This window comes from Spirosoma koreense, from assembly GCF_054777875.1.
On sequence record NZ_BAAHAC010000005.1, the window covers coordinates 886878 to 905835 of the forward strand.

An 18958-nucleotide genomic window follows, 5' to 3' on the forward strand; every position below is an offset into this window, starting at 1 on the left:
ATCCTACAATGACCGGAGAAAATAGCATATTTTGTAATGGATTATTGCTATTAATTTTGAACTGTCATAGGGCCACACTTTACCAACGTACTGGAATATCCGTTTAAAATTTGAGCTACAGAGCCATAGAGTGTACCAATTCTTGAGTTGCTACCAACCAATTCAGTGAACTGCCCTATTCTTTGTGCTGCAACGGCAGACCGCTCCGTGATTGAAAAGTAAAGTCGTTCCATTGCTTATTGACTCCGTGCTATTTAGCCTCAGCCACATGAAATTACTCCAATACGGTTGCCTGCTAGCCTTGTCCGTCATTTCGATACCATCCGTCAACGCGCAGACCAACGCGCTGGTCAACACGTCGAAAAGTAAATTTGCCCGACTGGAAAGTACCGATCTGAACGCCGTCAACTGGACGACGGGTTTCTGGGCGGATCGGTTTCGGGTATGCCGCGATTCGATGGTGCCACACCTGTGGAATACCTACACCGATGCCAACCTCAGCCATGCGTTCCGTAACTTCGAGATAGCCGCCGGGCTGGAATCAGGCAACTTCAAAGGACCATCGTTCCACGATGGCGATTTTTACAAAACCCTGGAGTCGGTGGCGGGGGTATACGCCCTGACGAAAGACAAAAAGCTGGACGAGCAGATGGACAAGGCCATTGCCGTCATTGGCAAAGCGCAGGCACCCGACGGCTACGTGTATACCAAAGCCATCATTCAGCAGAAAAAAACCGGCGAAACAAAGATGTTCGATGGGGCGGCCTTCCGTGATAAGCTCAGTTTCGAGGCTTATAATTTCGGTCACCTAATGACGGCGGCCTGCGTGCATTACCGGGTCACGGGCAAAACCTCGCTGCTGAATATAGCCAGAAAAGCGACCGATTTTCTGATCGGATTTTACAACAGCGCCAGCCCCGAACAGGCCCGTAACGCCATTTGCCCGTCGCACTACATGGGCATCACGGAGATGTACCGCACCACCCGCGACCCGAAATACCTGGCGTTAGCGCAAAAGCTGATCGACATTCGCGGGCTATCGGAAGGTACCGACGACAATTCGGACCGCGTGCCGTTCCGGCAGATGACGAAAGTGATTGGCCACGCCGTTCGGGCAAATTACCTGTTTGCGGGGGCAGCCGATGTATTTGCCGAAACCGGCGACAGTACGCTGCTGTCGACCCTGGACCGGATGTGGGATGATGTGACCAGAACCAAAATGTATGTGACGGGTGGCTGCGGAGCGCTTTACGACGGCGTTTCGCCCGAAGGCACATCGTACAAGCCCGATACGGTACAGAAAATCCATCAGGCCTACGGCAAAGCGTATCAGTTGCCCAACCACTCGGCGCATAACGAAACCTGCGCCAACATCGGCAACCTGCTCTGGAACTACCGCATGCTACAGATTACGGGCCAGGCCAAATACGCCGACGTCATGGAACTGGAGTTGTACAACGCGATTCTGTCGGGCATCAGCCTGGGCGGCACGAAGTTTTTCTACACTAACCCGTTGAGCGCGTCGGACGATTATCCGTATCAGATGCGCTGGATGGGCGGTCGTCAGCCTTACATCCGCCTGTCGAATTGCTGTCCGCCGAATACCGTACGGACGATGGCCGAAGTCAGTAGTTACGCGTATAGCCTGTCCGACAAAGGCTTGTGGTTGAACCTGTTCGGTAGTAACCAACTGAATACAACCCTCAAGGATGGTTCACCGATCCGGCTGACGCAGACCACGAATTACCCCTGGGAAGGGGCGATCGGTTTGCAACTGGAGCAGGTACCGACGAAGCCGTTTTCAGTCTTTGTGCGCATCCCCGGCTGGTGTCAGGGCGCAACCATCAGCGTGAACGGGAAACCTATTTCGGCAACTATACAAGCGGGCGAATACGCTGAAATCAACCGCAGCTGGAAAGCGGGCGATAAAGTAAACATCAACTTACCGATGCTGGTGAAACTGATCGAAGCGAACCCGCTGGTCGAGGAGAGCCGCAATCAGGTCGCCGTCAAGCGAGGGCCGATCGTATACTGTCTGGAATCGACGGACAATCCAAAGACGAAACTGACGAACATTGCGCTCTCTTCGAAAATGGCTTTCAGACCCACCCCCGTCCGGATCGACAACAGCGACCTGATGGCACTGGAGGGCGACGCCAAACTCCTGAACGAGAATAGCTGGACCAACCAACTCTACCGGGAAGTATCGGATAAAGCACCGGCCCCCACCCGCGTTCGCCTGATTCCGTACTATGCCTGGGCCAACCGTGGGCATTCGGAAATGGAAGTCTGGATTCCGTTCATTCGATAAAGGGTGTAGTGCCAACCGTCCACGGTTGGCACTACACCCTTTATCGTCAAAGCCGCAACGCCAGGCGTATGGCAACTTCTACAGGCGCGAATTCAATGGACTCGTCGCTGATATTCAGCTCGGTAGGCAGCTGCAAGGGCGGCTGGGCCATAAATTTGGGACGGTTGCCCTGGTTGGCCTGTGCGGCATGCACCAGAAACGGATGACACAGGTAAATACTCCCGGCTGAGCCAACTGCCAGCACTTCGTCCCGGTGCGGTAAATCGGCGAGTCTGTTCGCCAGTTCCATAAACGATAGCCCGGCCTCACCTTTGTCGGCCAGCAGTTGGGCAACGTCCCGGTGCGAACCTTTGCGGATGATGGTCGGTGCATCGGCTTCCGCAACGTCCGAGTACAGCACCAATAGGAGCAGGGCGCGGCCTTTCGAGCGTAGGTTTACCCGCCAGTCGAAATAATTACTGGGATCGGTACCCGGAAAACTGGCATCCACGTGCCAGCCGGTATCCATCGGGTCTTTGTCGGAAGGGAAACGAACCGGAAACGTGCCTACGCTACGGCAGGGAATCCATTTGCCCACGCCAACCAACTGGTCGAATATGTCGTGCAGTTTGGGGCTGTTGACCGAATTGAGAAAGGGCGTTTCGGCATACATGCCCAGCCGCACGACGGGTTCTGTCCAGGTGGTAGCGTCGGTTCGGTCGAAAGGGATGTCGCTCCACAAACGATCGACTACCGCGTCGGCCGTGGCTTTGGAAAAGGCATTGTCTACACGGACGAAGCCGTCCCGAATAAAGGTTTGTATCTGCGTCGAATCAAGCATTTTTCTGAGGATAAGCATCTCATAAAAACCGCCATTCGCTGGTTTACATGAGATTGGTGACTAAAGAGTATTGAAAATGGTATAAAAATCCTTCGTCCCAAAGCAGGTGGGGCGAGTGTGGGCGACGAAGCCACAGCGAAGAAATAATTATAACATGGGTGCCATCCTCATACGGTAAAGATAAGAAGTTTTGTCTAGTACCGATCGTGCCGGTCGGGTACATAGCCGTTACGTTTCACCCGCCCGGCCCGTTCGGTGCTACCCCCATTTGGAATTCGGGGTCATTCCGCTTCTTCTATTTTTTCGTTGGCCTCTTCCAGATCGTCGCCCTCCGGCTGAGGAATATCTACAGACTTCGCTGCCTGATCGCCGGTGTAAATCAGATCGACCAGCATCGGGAAATGATCCGAGCCGCAATTGGGTAAACGCTGAATGGTCTGCAACTGGAAATGAGGGGAAACGAAAATGTGATCCAGGGGCCAGCGCAGGAAGAAATACCGGGCATGAAAGGTGTTGTAAAGCCCCCGGCCAATGCGCGGGTCGAGCAGGCCGCTGATGCGCTGGAACAAACGGGTCGTGTGCGACCAGGCCACGTCGTTCAGATCGCCCGCAACGATGACGGGGTCTGTCTTTTTTCGGGCTTCTTTCCCCACCAGAATCAATTCGGCATCCCGTTCCGTCGATCGGTAGTGTTCCGTCGGGCTGGGCGGCATCGGATGAACCCCATAAAAATGAATGAGCTGGCCCGACGGCAATTCAAGCTGCGCGTAGAGGGAAGGAATATCGTCCTGGATCAAAAAACGCAGCTCATCGTAACGGATCGGAAAGCGGGAATAGAACAACATCCCGTACGTATTTTCCAGCGGGTACAACCGGCGATAGGGATAAAACTCTTCCAGATCGGTCAGGGCATCCTGCCATTTCTGATTCGCTTCCAGCACTAAAATAACGTCCGGCTGGTGCTTTTTCGCCAGTGCTTTCACTTCGGGCATCCGGGTGTTTTCCATGTATACATTGGCCGTCAGCAGCCGGATGCTGTTATCGCTTTCGGATGAACTATTCCAGGTCTGCGACAAAGAAAGAACCTGCTTTTTATGAAAGGGCGTGAACGGATAAATCAACCACGACTGATACACCAGCGTGGCCAGCAGTCCGACGGGCACGATGAGTAGCCACCCGTCCATATGATGCCCCAATACGAGCCAGCCCAGCAGCCCCAGACCGGCCAGCGCCGTCAGTTGCAGATGCGGAAAATCCCAGATGCGAATCCACCAGTAGTCGAGCCGGATGAGATTCAGGAAGGAAGCAAGCGTAATGACAAGCGAATAGGTAAGCAGAACCAGGTCAAGGGTTGACATAGATCGGATGGGAATGGCAGTAATTAGCTAACCATAAAAGCAGGATGAAGTTTGTCAACCTACTACGCGGAGCCATGAATCATTAATAAGTTCTTGATAGTCAGAAAATTGCCTGACTGTTGAAAGCCATGGCTCATTGTTCCGGACAGGCCCTACGTTTTCACAGGGTTCAGCAGGATAAGATTGTATAATTTTTAGGAAAAATGGTGGAATTTGACGCCCTGCAAAACGGCTAAGTTTGTCATCTTTCTTCGAAATAGAAGAATGCGAAGCTTCCTTAGACTAAAACCATGAAGATACCGCTTCTGGCTAACTATCGTTTTGGTAGCCAGCTCGTTATGAACAACTGCACCTTACGTAAACTCTCAACTATATCGGTATGAAGTGTATCCACGCCTGGTTTCTGGGCTTTCTTGGGCTAACTCAGCTGGGTTTGCCAATCTTGGCTTATCCGCATGGGCTGGCCAGTCGTCAGTCGGCACCCGCAACGGTCCGGGTCGAGCCCACTACCCCCCCGATAATCGACAAAACCATCAAAGGGACCGTTAAAGATGAAAGCGGACAGGGATTGCCGGGCGTAAGCGTGGTGATCAAAAATACGGGCCGGGGTACCACGACCGATGCGAACGGGGCCTATCAGTTGACCGCTCCCGATGCCGCGACAACCCTGGTCTTCAGTTTCGTCGGCTATTTATCGCAGGAAGTCGCCATTGCCAGTCAAACCGAACTCAACGTAACCCTTCAGGTCGACAACAAACAACTGAACGAGGTCGTCGTGGTGGGCTACGGTACGCAGCGCAAACGCGACCTGACCGGATCGGTGGTTTCGATCAAAGGCGATGAAACGACCAAGATTCCCGTGACCACGCCGGTCGAAGCGCTTCAGGGAAAAATTCCCGGTGCCGACATTACCCGGAACAGCGGGTACGCGGGGGCCAGTGCCTCCATCCGGATTCGCGGCAACCGCTCGATTGCCAACCCCAGTAGCTCGAACAATGTGCTGTACATCGTCGATGGCGTGCAGGGAGTGAATGCCGCCGATATCAATCCCAACGACATTCAGTCGATCGACGTGCTGAAAGACGCGTCGTCGACGGCTATTTACGGTTCGCGCGGAGCCAACGGAGTCATCATCATCACGACCAAGCGCGGCACGGGCGGTAAACCGAAGCTCAGCTTTAGTTCGTACGCGGGGGTATCGGAGGTAGCGGGTTACGGTAAGTTCATGACGGGTCCGGAATACATCGCGTTCCGGCGCGAAGCCTATCGGGCGGCCGGCACCTGGACCAGCCCAGCCGACGATGCGAAGATTTTCAACGCCCCACAACTGGATGCCATTCAGAAACAGCAGTTTCCGAGCTGGCCCGATCTGTTGCTGAAACAGGGCTTTCAGCAGGACCATCAGTTGAGCGTTACGGGCGGGACGGATAAAACCAAAATTTATTTCTCAGCCGGGTATTATAACGAAAAAGGTATCCTGCAACTGGATGAGTACAAGCGTTATTCGGCCCGGATGAACATCGATCAGACGATTAACAACTGGATCACCGCCGGTATCCAGACTCAGCTGGCCTATATCGACAACGACATTCGTCGGGACCCGTTCAACCGGGCGTCCAACATACCGCCACTAGGCACGCCCTACGACGAAAACGGTAATTTTATCCCATTCCCGCTGGGGGGCAGCATCATCAACCCGCTGGCCGACGAACAGCCAAACGCCTACAAACGGAACCAGAAAACGAACCGCGGTACGCTGTCGGCCTACGTCGAACTGGCACCCTTTACGGGCTTTACGGTCCGCTCGACGCTGGGGGCTATTTTCTCGACCTCCGAGCTGGGCAGTTACTATGGTCGGAACACCATCGACGGAGCCGGAAGCAAATCGCAGGCGTCCATCACCAACAACCAGAGCCGGAACCTGAGCTGGGAGAACGTGTTTACCTACAAGCGCACGATTCAGGACCATTCGTTTACGGTAACGGGCGTGACCAGCTACCTGTCCTTCAACAACACGTCGAGTTTTGCCGGCGGGAATAATCAGTTGATTCCGGCCCAGTATTTTTATAATCTGGCGGCCGCCAACCAGAATCCGTTCTGGGGCAGTGGCTACACCAGCAACCGGCTGATTTCGTTTACCGGGCGCATCAACTACAACTGGAAAGACAAATACCTGCTGACCGTTACAGGACGGAGCGATGGATCGTCGAAGCTGGGGGCGGGACATAACTGGGCGTTCTTCCCATCGGCCGGACTGGGCTGGCGCATCAGCGACGAGCCGTTCCTCAAAAATCAGAATGTGGTTACTGACCTGAAACTGCGGACCAGCTACGGCGTGTCGGGAAACGACGTGATCAATCCCTACGCAACGCAAAGTTCGCTGACGACGGTGTCGTTTGCCTACAGCGATGCCAATGCCGCCAATGCCTACCTGATCAGCCCGACCATCGGCAACCAGGATCTGAAATGGGAGCTGACTACCACCGCCGACGTGGGGCTGGACGTGGGCCTGCTCAACAACCGCATCACGGCCAACATCGATTACTACGACGCCCGTACCAACGACCTCATTTTCCCGTATACCCTACCGCTGCTGACGGGCGTAACGACGGTGAACCGCAACATCGGCGTCACCCGGAACCGCGGACTTGAAATCGGTATTACGACGCAGAACATCAATAAGAAAGGCTTTACCTGGTCGACGAATGTGACGTTTGCCCGTAACAAAGAGATGATCGTTTCGCTGCCGAACGGCAACGTTATCGCCGACGACTACCGGAATTCGCTGATTCAGGGCCAGCCATCGCAGATTTATTACGACTACAAAAAGCTGGGTATCTGGCAACTGGGCGAGGAATCGGCTGCGGCTAAATACAATACCATTCCGGGCGATATTAAAATCGCAGATATCAACAACGATGGAAAAATCGACGGGACCGATCGTACCATCATCGGGTCGCGGGTGCCGCAGTGGACGGGTGGTCTGTCCAACGACATTCGGTACAAAGGCTTCGATCTGAACATTCTGTTTATTGCCCGGGCAGGCCAGTGGATCAGTTCCGACTACTACGCCAAGTACAATCGGAACGGCAACAACAACGGTGCCAGCATCGACTACTGGACCCCTGAAAACCCAACCAACGAGTATCCGCGGCCGAACGCGAACCGAGCCTCGACCTACGTCACGACGCTGACCGAGCGGCAGGCTTCGTACGTGAAACTTCGCAACGTCACGCTGGGCTACACGATTCCTAAAACCGTCACCAGTAAAATTAAAATCGACAACCTGCGGCTGTACGTGTCGGGCAAAAACCTCTATACGTTCAGCAACCTGAAAGATTTCGATCCCGAAAACGAAGGCGTCATCGACCAGCCCCTTTCCCGGCTGTATGTGTTCGGTCTGAATCTTGGCTTTTAACCGGCAGCTGCCATCTACTATGAAACGATACCTGAGTTATATAACCATCCTGGCGCTGACCGCCACGGGGCTTTCCTGCAAGCAGGATCTGCAGGAGTACAACCCGGCCGGATCGACCGCCCAAACCCTGTTTACCACGCCCGAAGGCATTGAAGCGGGCGTGAACGGGATTTATACCTACAACCGCTATTTCTACGGAAAAGAAGAAGGGCAGGCGCTCATGGAAATGGGCTCCGACATCTGGACCAATGCCGCCAACAACGGTAATACGGGCTCGAACGGCCTCTTTCCGCAACCTTCGCTGATGACTTACCAGGGCCTGACAACAGATAATCTCTGGGTGAAAAACCGGATGTGGCAACAATGTTACGCAGCCATCAATCTGGCCAACAGCGTGTTGACCTACCTGCCCAGCGCGGGCGTGGCTGCGGCCCGTCAGAAAGAGCTGGAGGGCGAAGCGCGGTTTTTGCGGGCCTGGTATTACTGGCATCTGGCCGAAACTTTCGGCCCGGTTCCACTCCAGCTGGCTCCGACCGAAACCATCCTGACCACCGCCACACGGACGCCCGTCGATCAGATCTATACGCAGATTTTTCAGGACCTGGAGTTTGCCGTGTCGGCTATTCCGCAAACGACCACCGAGTACGGACGCATCACCCGACCGGCCGCCGAAGCGTTTCTGGCGAAAGTGTATCTAACCCGTGGCCGGAATCAGGAAGCGAGCAATTACGCTAAAAAAGTAATTACGGGCTATTCCTACAAGCTGTTGCCCAGCTACGCCGACTTGTGGAAAATAACGAATCAGCAGAATACCGAAGTCCTGTGGGCCGTGAATTACTCGACGAACTTGGCTTTCAACGCGGGGAGCAACCTGAACCATACCCTGTTTCTGATGGAGTACAACACCCAGCCCGGCATGAAACGCGACGTGGCGAATGGCTTTCCAAATGTACGGTATATGCCGACGCTGTTTCTGCTGAATCTCTTCAATGAACAGGACGACTCGCGGTATACTGCTTCGTTTAAGTCGGTCTGGAAGGCCAACGAAACCGACGCGACCAAACGACCGGCGGGAATGAACGTCGGCGACACGGCGGTACTGACAACGAAATACGCAGTGGCACCCGGGTTCCGCCAGTCGAAAAAATACCGTATCTACGACGTAAACGACATGTATAAAGCCGACGGTACGCCAAACGACCGGTTCCATTACGTATCGCTCCAGAAGTTCGACGACCCGACCCGGGCAACGGATGCGACTACCGAAAGCTCGCGCGATGCGTATATCCTGCGCCTGGGCGAAGTGTATCTGCTGGCCGCCGAAGCGCAGCTAAACCTGGGCAAAAAAGACTCGGCCGCTTATTACCTGAACGAAATCCGGACACGGGCCGCCGTGAGCGGGCGGCAGGCCGCCATGCGTGTAGCAGCCTCCGACGTAACCCTCGACTTCATTCTGGACGAACGCGCCCGCGAACTGGCTGGTGAGCAGGTGCGCTGGTTCGACCTGAAACGGACGAATAAACTGGTCGAGCGGGTGAAAAAGTACAACCCCGACGCGGCCCCATACATTCAGCCGTTCCATGTCGTACGGCCCATTCCGCAGAGTGAAATCGACGCAGTAACGAATAAGGGCGAGTTTAAACAGAATGAGGGATACTAGCTCGCTTTGCCAGTTTGAAACCCACGATACCGTTCAGAATCACCACGCTAAGATTATATCATTTTTAGAAAAAATGGTGGAGATCGACGGTGAAGTAAACGAGTAATTTTGTCAGTGTTCCAGCGCAGTTTATCATCCCGACCGGTCCGTCAGTCGGGATGATAAAAATGCTTATCCAGGATAACGATAAACCCACCATGAACCGACATAGTCGAATCTGTTTACTTCTATCCGCTCTCTTTTTCTTTTCCCGGCTGCTATCCGTTGCGCAGCCGGAAAGCAAAAAAGCACAAATCGTTACGATCGTCGTACCGGCGTCGGCGCATGCGCGGGTGATGTTCGGCGCTCAGAAACTCCAGCAGGCGCTGGCAAAAGCGGGCTATCAGGCGACTCTTGCCAGCGGCTCCGTACCGAAAACGAACACGGCTATTGTGGTGGGTGTCTGGACAGACGAGGGGATAAAGCAAACGGCTGCGGGCTATTCGGTTACGGGTGAGAAAACGACAGGGAAAGAAAGTTTTCTGATTCAGAAAGAAGGGCAGAAGCCGCTGCTGATTGCCGGTGCCGATCCGTCGGGCGCTTTGTACGGCTGCCTGGAACTAGCTTCGCAGATCACTGAAACGGGTAAAATCCCGGATAAAATCAGTCTGGCCGACAAACCGGAAATGGTGTTGCGGGGTACATGCATCGGCGTACAGAAGCCAACCTACCTACCCGGCCGCGACGTGTACGAATACCCGTATACGCCCGAAACGTTTCCGTGGTTTTATGACAAAGCCCTGTGGATTCGCTACCTGGATATGATGGTCGAAAACCGGTACAACTCGCTGTATTTGTGGAACGGTCACCCCTTTGCGTCGCTGGTCCGGCTGAAAGAATACCCGTATGCCGTCGAGGTCGATGACGCGACGTTCAAAAAGAACGAAGAGATTTTTAAATTCCTGACCGAAGAAGCCGACAAGCGCGGCATCTGGGTCATTCAGATGTTTTACAACATCATCGTCTCGAAGCCGTTTGCCGAACATCACCACATCAAAACCCAGGACCGCAACCGGCCCATTGTACCACTCATTGCCGACTACACCCGGAAATCGATTGCTGCTTTCGTCCAGAAATACCCGAACGTCGGTCTGCTGATTGCCCTGGGCGAAGCGATGGAAGGTGTCGGTCAGGACGACGTGGACTGGTTTACCCAAACCATCATTCCGGGTGTGAAAGACGGACTGAAAGCGCTGGGCCAGACGACCGAGCCACCCCTCGTGCTGCGGGCGCACGATACCGATGCCCCCCGCGTGATGAAAGCCGCCCTGCCGCTGTACAAAAACCTGTATACCGAAGCCAAATTCAACGGAGAAGCCCTGACCACCTATACCCCACGCGGCAAATGGGCCGACCTCCACCGGACATTGAGCAATATCGGTACGGTACAGATCGAGAATGTGCATATTCTGGCCAACCTGGAGCCTTTTCGCTACGGTTCGGCAGACTTTATTCAGAAGTCGGTGCAGGCTATGCACAGCATTTACGGGGCCAACGGGCTGCATCTGTACCCACAGGCATCGTACTGGGACTGGCCCTATACTGCCGATAAAACCAGCCCGCGTCTGCTCCAGCTCGACCGCGACTGGATCTGGTACAAAACCTGGGGGCGCTACGCCTGGAAAGCCGGGCGGCCCCGCGCCGATGAAGTGGCGTTCTGGAGTAAGCGGCTGGGCGAAAAGTTCGGTCTGCCTACCGACAAGGGAAAAGACGTGCTGGATGCCTACGAACAGGCGGGCGAAATTGAACCTAAACTGCTGCGCCGGTACGGCATCACCGACGGTAACCGCCAGACACTGACGCTGGGTATGTTGATGACCCAGCTCATCAATCCGTTCCGCTATGGGTTGTTTACGCTCATGTATGAGTCGGAAGCGCCGGAGGGGGAGATGATCATAGAGTACGCTGAGAAAGAATCGAAGCACCAAAAGCACATCGGTGAAACGCCCGTTCAGGTTGCCGACGAAGTCGTAGAACACGGCAAACAGGCGGTGGTGGCCATCGATAGGGCCGCTGGATCGGTCACGAAAGACAAGGCGGAGTTTGCGCGGCTGAAAAACGACGTGTATTGTCAGGATGCGCTGGCTAATTTTTACGCCCAGAAAGCCCGGGCTGCGCTGGCTGTGCTGCGGTATAAATACTCCAAAAACGTCCAGGATCTGGAGAAAGCGGTTCCCTTACTCGAAAGCAGTGTGAAGCACTACGCGAATCTGGTCGACCTGACGAAAGACACCTACCTATACGCCAACAGCATGCAGACTCAGCAGCGCAAGATTCCGATGCGGGGCGTCAATGGAACCTACAAAACCTGGGAGGAAATGCTGCCGGTGTACCAGAAAGAACTGAACCGGTTCAAACAGGTGATCGACTCGCTGAAGTCGGCCGGCAACGCCGTGGCCAGACAGCCCGTACCGCTGAAACCCGCGACGGTTACGCTGCAAAGTCCACAGGCAGAAACGTATGCGCTTGAGAAGGGGCAGCGTGTTTTTGCCGACACGGCGGTAACGATTCGCGATCTGGCTCCTGAACTGACCCAACTGAAAGGGCTACGGTTTGCCAAAGCGAAACTGCAATCGGAGCGTACCAGCCTGACGTTTTCGACCACCCGGCCGGTAAAACTTTTGGTGGGCTTCTTTGCCGGCAAGAATCCGAAATACCTACCTGCGCCCGAGCTCGAAACCGACGCCAGCGCCAACGATTACGGCCAGTCGGAAATCAAAATTTCCAACGCGGTACTGGTCGATGGATTTCCTCCGGCGAACGTGCATGCTTATTCGTTCAAACCCGGTCAGCACACGCTGAATCTGGGTAGGGGCGCCTGTCTGCTGCTCGGTTTTATGGACGGCAACCAGGAAATCCCGATTTCGGACGCGGGTCTGGCTGGCAACAAGAAGACTATCGACTGGCTGTTTGAGTAAACAACCTGACCAATTAGCTGACCTTGCCAATTCTCAAATAGTCATACTGCCAACGGCCAGGGGATGAAGCGGCAAGGCAGATCATTTCGATAAATTCACGATGCTTCAATCGCTCGAATGCCTGCTTTCTATACCGCTCAGAAAATCAGGCTTGTTCCAAGTGGTACTGAACGTATGCGGGACTATTCCTGATAGGGTACAGCTTTGATGAGCTTCAAACCGTTTAGTTCAGGAATGTGCAAGATGTTTTCCGCCGGAATAATTCCCCGGCGAATCCAATTGCTGACGACCATGGTTGTTCTTAGGTGAAACCGCTTAGCGTATTCAGCAGGTGTAAGCCATTCATCCAGAGAGTATTTTCTGCCGTTTTTTTCAAGCAAAAAATGTTCGGCTTGCGTAATAAGTGCGTTCCCTGTTGCTAACAGATCGGCGACTTCCTGCGATACAGAATTTGTTTGAGTTTCCATTTGGTTAAATGAGTTAAGATAGTCCTTAAGCGTCTTTTTCAAGCTCGTTCAGGAGGTTTGTGAGTTTAATGATCTGGTCTAGAACTAGATTCTTTTCAACGTCAGTCATTTCATCTGATCGATCGCGAAGCAATTGGCGTAAAGCCGCTAACTGCATCCGAATGTTAAAAATTAACTGTTCTTTCACTTAAACGGTAAATGCATGGTATGGGTATAAAAGTATACCTTGTTTTGTTACAAAACAAAAATTTGCTAAAAAGGTAGTCTCTGCGAATAAAATAACTATTAGGGAAGTTAACGTAGTCTCCTGCCTTCCTACGTAGCAACGATCAACTCGATTTCGTTGTCGTGAAAGACCTGTTTATGCTTCTCTTCGATACCCGCGTCGGTAATGATGTAATCGATCAGCGACAGGGCCCCCAGGCTGGCGAAGGCACTCTTGCCCATCTTCGTAGAATCGGCGACGAGGTAAGTGGTGTCGGCGGCATCGATCATGGCTTTTTTGACGACCAGATCACTGAGACTTGGGTAGGTCAGGCCCGACTTCAGGGAGATGCCCGCCGTGGCTAAGAAGAGCTTCTGCACGTTGATCCCCTTGAAAAAATCGGCGGCTTTCTGGCCCGTCAGCGACAGGGTAGGGGGTTTGAATTCGCCCCCGGTTACGATGAGTTCGATGCCGGGTTCGGCCCCCAGGATCATGGCGATGTTCAGGGCGTTGGTGATGACGGTCAGGTTCTTGTGACCGCGAAGCTTTTTGGCAATTTCGGTCGTGGTCGAACCCGAATCCAGAATAATACTATCGCCACTTTCGATAAACTCCAGGCACTTGCTGGCGATGAGCTCCTTTTTGTCGATGTTTTCCTGGTTCCCCAGCGAAAAGTTTCGGACCTGGGTTTCCACGTTCTTCAGGTATGCTCCGCCATGTTCTTTCGTTACCAGCCCATCTTTCTCCAGCTTATCAAGATCCTGCCGAATCGTGACTTCCGTGACTTTGAAGATTCGGGACAGGTCGATGACCTTGGCGGAACCATCTTCCTTCAGTAATTCAAGTATCTTATCCCGACGTTGATTCGGCAGCATGGTCCTGGTTTCGTTTCTACGTAATCCAAAAGTAAGGAAAAGAAAGTTTTCTGCTGTTATACTTCCTAATTACAACAAATCCATAGAAAACAAAATAAGGTTAGAGGATACTGGCCAGCAGGGGGCTACGTCTGATCAGACTGCTACCTAACCAGCTTAGGCCAAGTGCTCCCAAAAATACAAGGATGAACTTCATCACAACCGGTAGATTGACTGGTAAAAGGGCAAACTGAAGCCAGGTGACAAACCCATAATGGATGAGATAAATGCCATACGCATTTGCCGATAGAGACACCCAGTTGCCGAAGGGGTGGGTAATTTTCTGCCGGAAGACTGCCAGACAGGCGCAGATGCTGGCCAGACAACTGGTTACAAAAGCCAGATCGTAGAGAAAATAACCCTGCATACCAGTCAGCTTTCCTTGTGTCACCCAGTCGGCACCGGCCCTAGAAATCAGCACTAGGAATACATAACAGCCGAGGCTCAACAGCACCCAGAAGCTCCAGTCGACCGCCAGTAATTTGTGGTCTTTAAACAGCGCTGCTTGCCAGTCGGTCGTGCCGAGGCTGACACCCAGAACGAAAAACAAAAAATAAAACAGCACCCGATTAAGCTGAAAATCGAAAGGGCCCCAATTGCCAACCCAGGTATACTGACCAACCCACAGGCTTAGTGGAATCAGGCTGAGAGCTATCAGCCCGTAAACGGCTGCGCATAAGCGGGCAGGGCGATGGCTTAGCTGGATCAACCAGGCACCAAAGGATGGAAAAAATGTTGTCGATAGCCTGAAAATCAGGGCGGAAAGACCGTCGAAAGCCAGCAAGAGCCAGATAAACCAGGGTGGGCCAACGGGCCATTGCTGAGTCAGGATATAATCCCGAATGAACGCAGTCAGGTCGGTGGAGTGGGTGGCCAGATAAAACGAAGGCAGGTAGGCCAGCGGAATGAGCAGCAGTTCAGCAAAAACGAATGGTGTTCCTAGCCGAATCAACCGGTCCGCCAAATAAACGTTCGGTCCTTTTTTCGTGAGCCCCCGATACACAAACAGGCCGCTGATAAAAAACATCAGGGCCATGAAAAACACATCATTAAACCCATTAAAAATGTCCATTGCTGCCCAGCGGCTGGTATCGACAACAGGAGCCGTTGAGTAGATGTAATGCGTTGGGTCGAAATGGGCGAAGGTCGGGTACGCCAGCGCGGCATGATGAGCGACGACCAGCAGGGTAACAAATGAACGTAAATAATCCAGCCAGGCAGCCCGCGCGTTACCCATTTTTTATCAAGAAGTTAGAAGAATTGATCAGCGTAAGGATGCAGGAAAACCAGGAAAGCTGCATTTCGTGGTGGTTGATTTACAGCTATCACACACGGAAGGAAGTTCCGTTGTATACTTCACGGCGAAAAATTGGAGTGTGATTACGGAACCAGAGAAGAAAAGCCAAACGCAGTCTATAGTGGCATATTCGAAGGGCCTTTATTGGAAAAAGAAAATAAAAGAAAGAAAACGAAACAAATTATAGGAAAGTATAGGAAAGTTCCTCTGTGCCGGCAGCTTACTTTCGTTCGGCAATTTATGGCAATTTAAGAAGATTGGATTGACTATTTTACGGATAAGCCTACAGCTATGCACCAAATTTTAACCGTACGACGAGCGGGCCGACTTAGTCTGGCATTTGCTTTATTTTGTTTTTCTTTTGCTCCGCTGTTCGGGCAAAATGGGTTGGCAACGATCACCGGTAAAATCACCGACGAAACCGGAAAACCGCTGCCCGGCGCTTCGGTGCTGGTAAAATCGGCCAAGACCGGAACCATCTCCGACCAGAACGGCGCTTACTCGATCGCGGCTGATGGCAACGCTACCCTGGTAGTCAGTTCTATCAGCTTCGAAACGCAGGAGATTCCGGTCAACAACCGATCGGTCATCGACGTGTCGATGGCCCCGTCGAACAAAACCCTCAACGAGGTCGTCGTGGTTGGGTACGGTACGCAGAGCAAACGGGCCATTACGGGCGCAGTCGCTTCGGTTGGGTTCAACGAATTTAAAGACCGGTCGTTTAGTAACGTCACGCAGTCGCTGGCGGGTAAAATTGCCGGGGTAAACATCACGCAGTCGCAGGGTGCGCCGGGCGTTTCGCCGATCATCCGGATTCGGGGGGTTAGCTCCATTACGGCGGGAACGACTCCGCTGTTCGTGGTCGACGGAGTACCGCTCGAAAATTTCAACCTGAACCTGATCAACCCACAGGACATTGAGTCGGTCGACGTGCTGAAAGATGCTTCTTCGGCCGCTATTTACGGCTCGCGGGGAGCCAACGGGGTTGTTTTGGTGACGACCAAGCTGGGTAAGGTGGGCAAAACGAACATCAGCGCGGGTTACGAATACGGGATCCAGACCGTGACGCGCAAAGTACCGATGATGAATGCCCAGCAGTGGATCGGGTACTACATCGATGCCCACAACAACGCCTGGGTCGATCTGAACCCTGCGGTCAACAAAGCTTCCGACCCCAACAGCGCTCGTCCGTCGACGTATCGGATTCCAGATGATTTTATTAATAACCCGCAGCAGTTCGGCAATGGTACCGACTGGCAGGACGTCATGTTCCGGGTGGCCCCGTCGCACAATGCGCAACTGTCGGTGTCGGGTGGCACGGAGAAAACCCAGTTTTTGTTTTCGGGCGCTTATCTGGACCAGCAGGCGGTGCTGGATGAAAATTACTACAAACGTCTGGCGCTCCGGACCAACATCAAGCACAAAGTATCGGATAAATTTTCGCTGGGCATGAACCTGGGCGCGACGACCATTTTCGACCGCACCGAAGGCACACAGGGGAAAAGCGACGTGATCAGCCTGGCCATTCAGAGCGATCCGATCTTTCCGGTCTATAACGAAAACGGCAACCTGGGCTACCGCGATCCAAACTCGGTCTGGAGCAAATACATCGCTTACAACGACCTGAACCTCTGGCATCCGTATTCGCTCACGCGCTTCTACCACAAGCAGAACAAGTCGTTCAACACCCTTGGAACAGCTTTCGCCGAATATTATGTTATTCCAGATCTGAAATTCCGGACGAGCATCAGCGGCAACCTGTTTAATACACGCCTGAACTCGTACCGGGTTAAAAATCAGGGCTATGGCTATTCCGGCCTGTTGCCTGCCGAAGGAAACGTGCAGACGTCGTACATGCTGAACTGGCTCTCGGAAAACACCCTGACCTACGACAAACAGTTTGGCGACCACAGCCTGAATGTGCTGGCTGGGTATTCGGTCCAGAAGCAGCGCGATGAGTTTGCTACCGTCACGTCGGGCAGCTTCCCGAACGATCTGGTCGAGACCCTGAATGCAGGGGTGGTCACGAGTGGCTCCAGCACCGCGTCGGAATGGGCGATGATTTCGTACCTGGCGCGGGCGCAGTATAATTTCCAGAACAAATATTTCTTCACAGCAGCCATTCGGCGGGACGGTAGCTCGCGCTTCGGAACGGACACGCGCTGGGGGTATTTTCCGTCGGTGTCGGCGGGCTGGATGATCTCCGACGAGCCGTTTATGAAAGATGTCAAGTTCGTGTCGAACCTGAAGCTGCGGGCCAGCTACGGAATTGCCGGAAACAACCAGATCCCGAACTACGGGGCCATCAGTCTGCTGTCGTCCAGCAACTACGTATCGGGTTCATCGCTGGCGTCGGGTCTGACCATCGCCAACATCGCCAACACCAACCTGAAATGGGAACGGACCGGCCAGTTGAACATCGGCCTCGACCTGCGGATGCTGAACGATCGGATCGGGCTGTCGGCCGAGTTTTACAACTCCATCACGCGCGACATGCTGCTGAACGTTCCCGTCCCCGACATTTCCGGCTTCTCGACCCAACTGACCAACATCGGCCGGATGCAGAACCGGGGGATCGAACTGAACCTGAATACGAAAAATATGACCGGTAAGGTCGTCTGGACCACCGATTTCAACTTCAGCATCAACCGCAATAAAGTCCTGCAACTCGGACCGGGCAACGCGCCGATCATTTACACCGACTACGTGGTGGCGGTGAAAACCGAAGTGGGCCAGCCGATTTCCAATTTCTACGGCTATAAAGTAGATGGCGTGTTTAAGAACCAGGCGGCTGTCGATGCGGCTCCGCATTACAGCACCACCAAACCCGGTGATCCGATTATCCGGGACGTAAACGGCGACGGCAAGATTACGCCGGACGACCGGACAACCCTGGGTAATTTCCAGCCTGATTTCACGGCCGGAATTACCAACACCATTTCGTTCAAAGGTTTCGATCTGTCGTTTCTGTTTCAGGGAACGTACGGGGGCGAAATCGTCAATCAGAATTTCCGGTACCTGGGCTTCTGGAACAACGGCCGGAACATGTTCGCGAGTGTCGATAACCGCTGGCGGTCGGAAGCCGATCCTGGCGACGGCACGCACTTCCGGGCTACCCTGGGCCTGACGGGTCTGCAGGATCAGTTTCACAGCCTGTGGGTCGAAGATGCGTCGTTTACGCGGTTGAAAAACATCCGGATTTCGTATACGCTGCCGACTGCAATTACCAGCAAAACTCCCTTCCGGACCGCCCGCGTGTACGTCAATGCGGATAACGTGTACCTGTGGAGCAAATACACGAATTACGACCCTGAGAACACGACTTACGGAGCCAGCAACTACTCCAGTGGTAGTAACGGCCTGAACGCATCGGGCAATGCACCCAACGGGGCGTTCATCGGTGTCGATTACGGTTCCTACCCCCTTCCCCGTGTGGTCACGGTCGGTTTAAAAGTAGATTTTTAAGGCGGACGGTCCGCCGTTGCGCGGGGCCGCCCGTGCGGTGGAAACCCGCAAACATGAATTAGAAATCGCGGGTTTCCACCCGCCTT

The 18958-nt window shown here is 53.5% G+C and carries 10 protein-coding genes; 5 read left to right on the forward strand and 5 right to left on the reverse strand.

Annotated features, from left to right (window positions below):
- The first annotated feature begins 268 nt into the window (after positions 1-268).
- A complete protein-coding gene (locus ACYVC2_RS09485) occupies positions 269-2311 on the forward strand; it encodes an aceric acid hydrolase (protein WP_461102063.1) in 2043 nt (680 codons plus the stop codon).
- A gap of 46 nt (positions 2312-2357) precedes the next feature.
- On the opposite strand, the gene ACYVC2_RS09490 is transcribed toward ACYVC2_RS09485, so the two are convergent.
- Both ACYVC2_RS09490 and ACYVC2_RS09495 read right to left on the reverse strand, forming a co-directional pair.
- A complete protein-coding gene (locus tag ACYVC2_RS09490) occupies positions 2358-3149 on the reverse strand; it encodes a phytanoyl-CoA dioxygenase family protein (protein ID WP_461102064.1) in 792 nt (263 codons plus the stop codon).
- 263 nt (positions 3150-3412) lie between these two features.
- The gene (locus ACYVC2_RS09495) at positions 3413-4489 is read right to left on the reverse strand and encodes an endonuclease/exonuclease/phosphatase family protein (RefSeq protein ID WP_461102065.1); all 1077 of its coding nucleotides are present in this window, start codon (positions 4487-4489) and stop codon (positions 3413-3415) included.
- Between the two features lie 379 nt (positions 4490-4868).
- Here ACYVC2_RS09495 and ACYVC2_RS09500 point away from each other — a divergent pair, with 379 nt between their 5' ends.
- The 3 genes from ACYVC2_RS09500 (at position 4869) to ACYVC2_RS09510 (ending at position 12524) form a co-directional block, all read left to right on the forward strand.
- Positions 4869-7907, forward strand: coding sequence for a SusC/RagA family TonB-linked outer membrane protein (locus ACYVC2_RS09500; protein WP_461102066.1), 3039 nt, complete (start codon positions 4869-4871; stop codon positions 7905-7907).
- Between the two features lie 19 nt (positions 7908-7926).
- The gene (locus ACYVC2_RS09505) at positions 7927-9567 is read left to right on the forward strand and encodes a RagB/SusD family nutrient uptake outer membrane protein (protein ID WP_461102067.1); all 1641 of its coding nucleotides are present in this window, start codon (positions 7927-7929) and stop codon (positions 9565-9567) included.
- Positions 9568-9764: 197 nt separating this feature from the next.
- Entirely contained in the window at positions 9765-12524 is a 2760-nt protein-coding gene (locus ACYVC2_RS09510; RefSeq protein WP_461102068.1) for an alpha-d-galacturonidase, read from the forward strand.
- A 182-nt stretch (positions 12525-12706) separates the two neighbouring features.
- On the opposite strand, the gene ACYVC2_RS09515 is transcribed toward ACYVC2_RS09510, so the two are convergent.
- The 3 genes from ACYVC2_RS09515 to ACYVC2_RS09525 form a co-directional block, all read right to left on the reverse strand.
- On the reverse strand, positions 12707-13033 hold the full coding sequence (locus ACYVC2_RS09515) for a hypothetical protein (RefSeq protein ID WP_461102069.1): 327 nt from the start codon (positions 13031-13033) through the stop codon (positions 12707-12709).
- A gap of 273 nt (positions 13034-13306) precedes the next feature.
- Positions 13307-14071 carry a DeoR/GlpR family DNA-binding transcription regulator gene (locus ACYVC2_RS09520; protein ID WP_461102070.1) on the reverse strand — a complete coding sequence of 255 codons (765 nt, stop codon included), beginning with the start codon at positions 14069-14071 and terminating at the stop codon, positions 13307-13309.
- A 100-nt stretch (positions 14072-14171) separates the two neighbouring features.
- Positions 14172-15347, reverse strand: a complete 1176-nt coding sequence (locus ACYVC2_RS09525) for an acyltransferase family protein (protein WP_461102071.1) — start codon at positions 15345-15347, stop codon at positions 14172-14174.
- A 351-nt stretch (positions 15348-15698) separates the two neighbouring features.
- Here ACYVC2_RS09525 and ACYVC2_RS09530 point away from each other — a divergent pair, with 351 nt between their 5' ends.
- Positions 15699-18872 (forward strand): SusC/RagA family TonB-linked outer membrane protein, encoded by a 3174-nt coding sequence (locus ACYVC2_RS09530; protein ID WP_461102072.1) that lies wholly within the window; start codon positions 15699-15701, stop codon positions 18870-18872.
- Positions 18873-18958 lie beyond the last annotated feature (86 nt).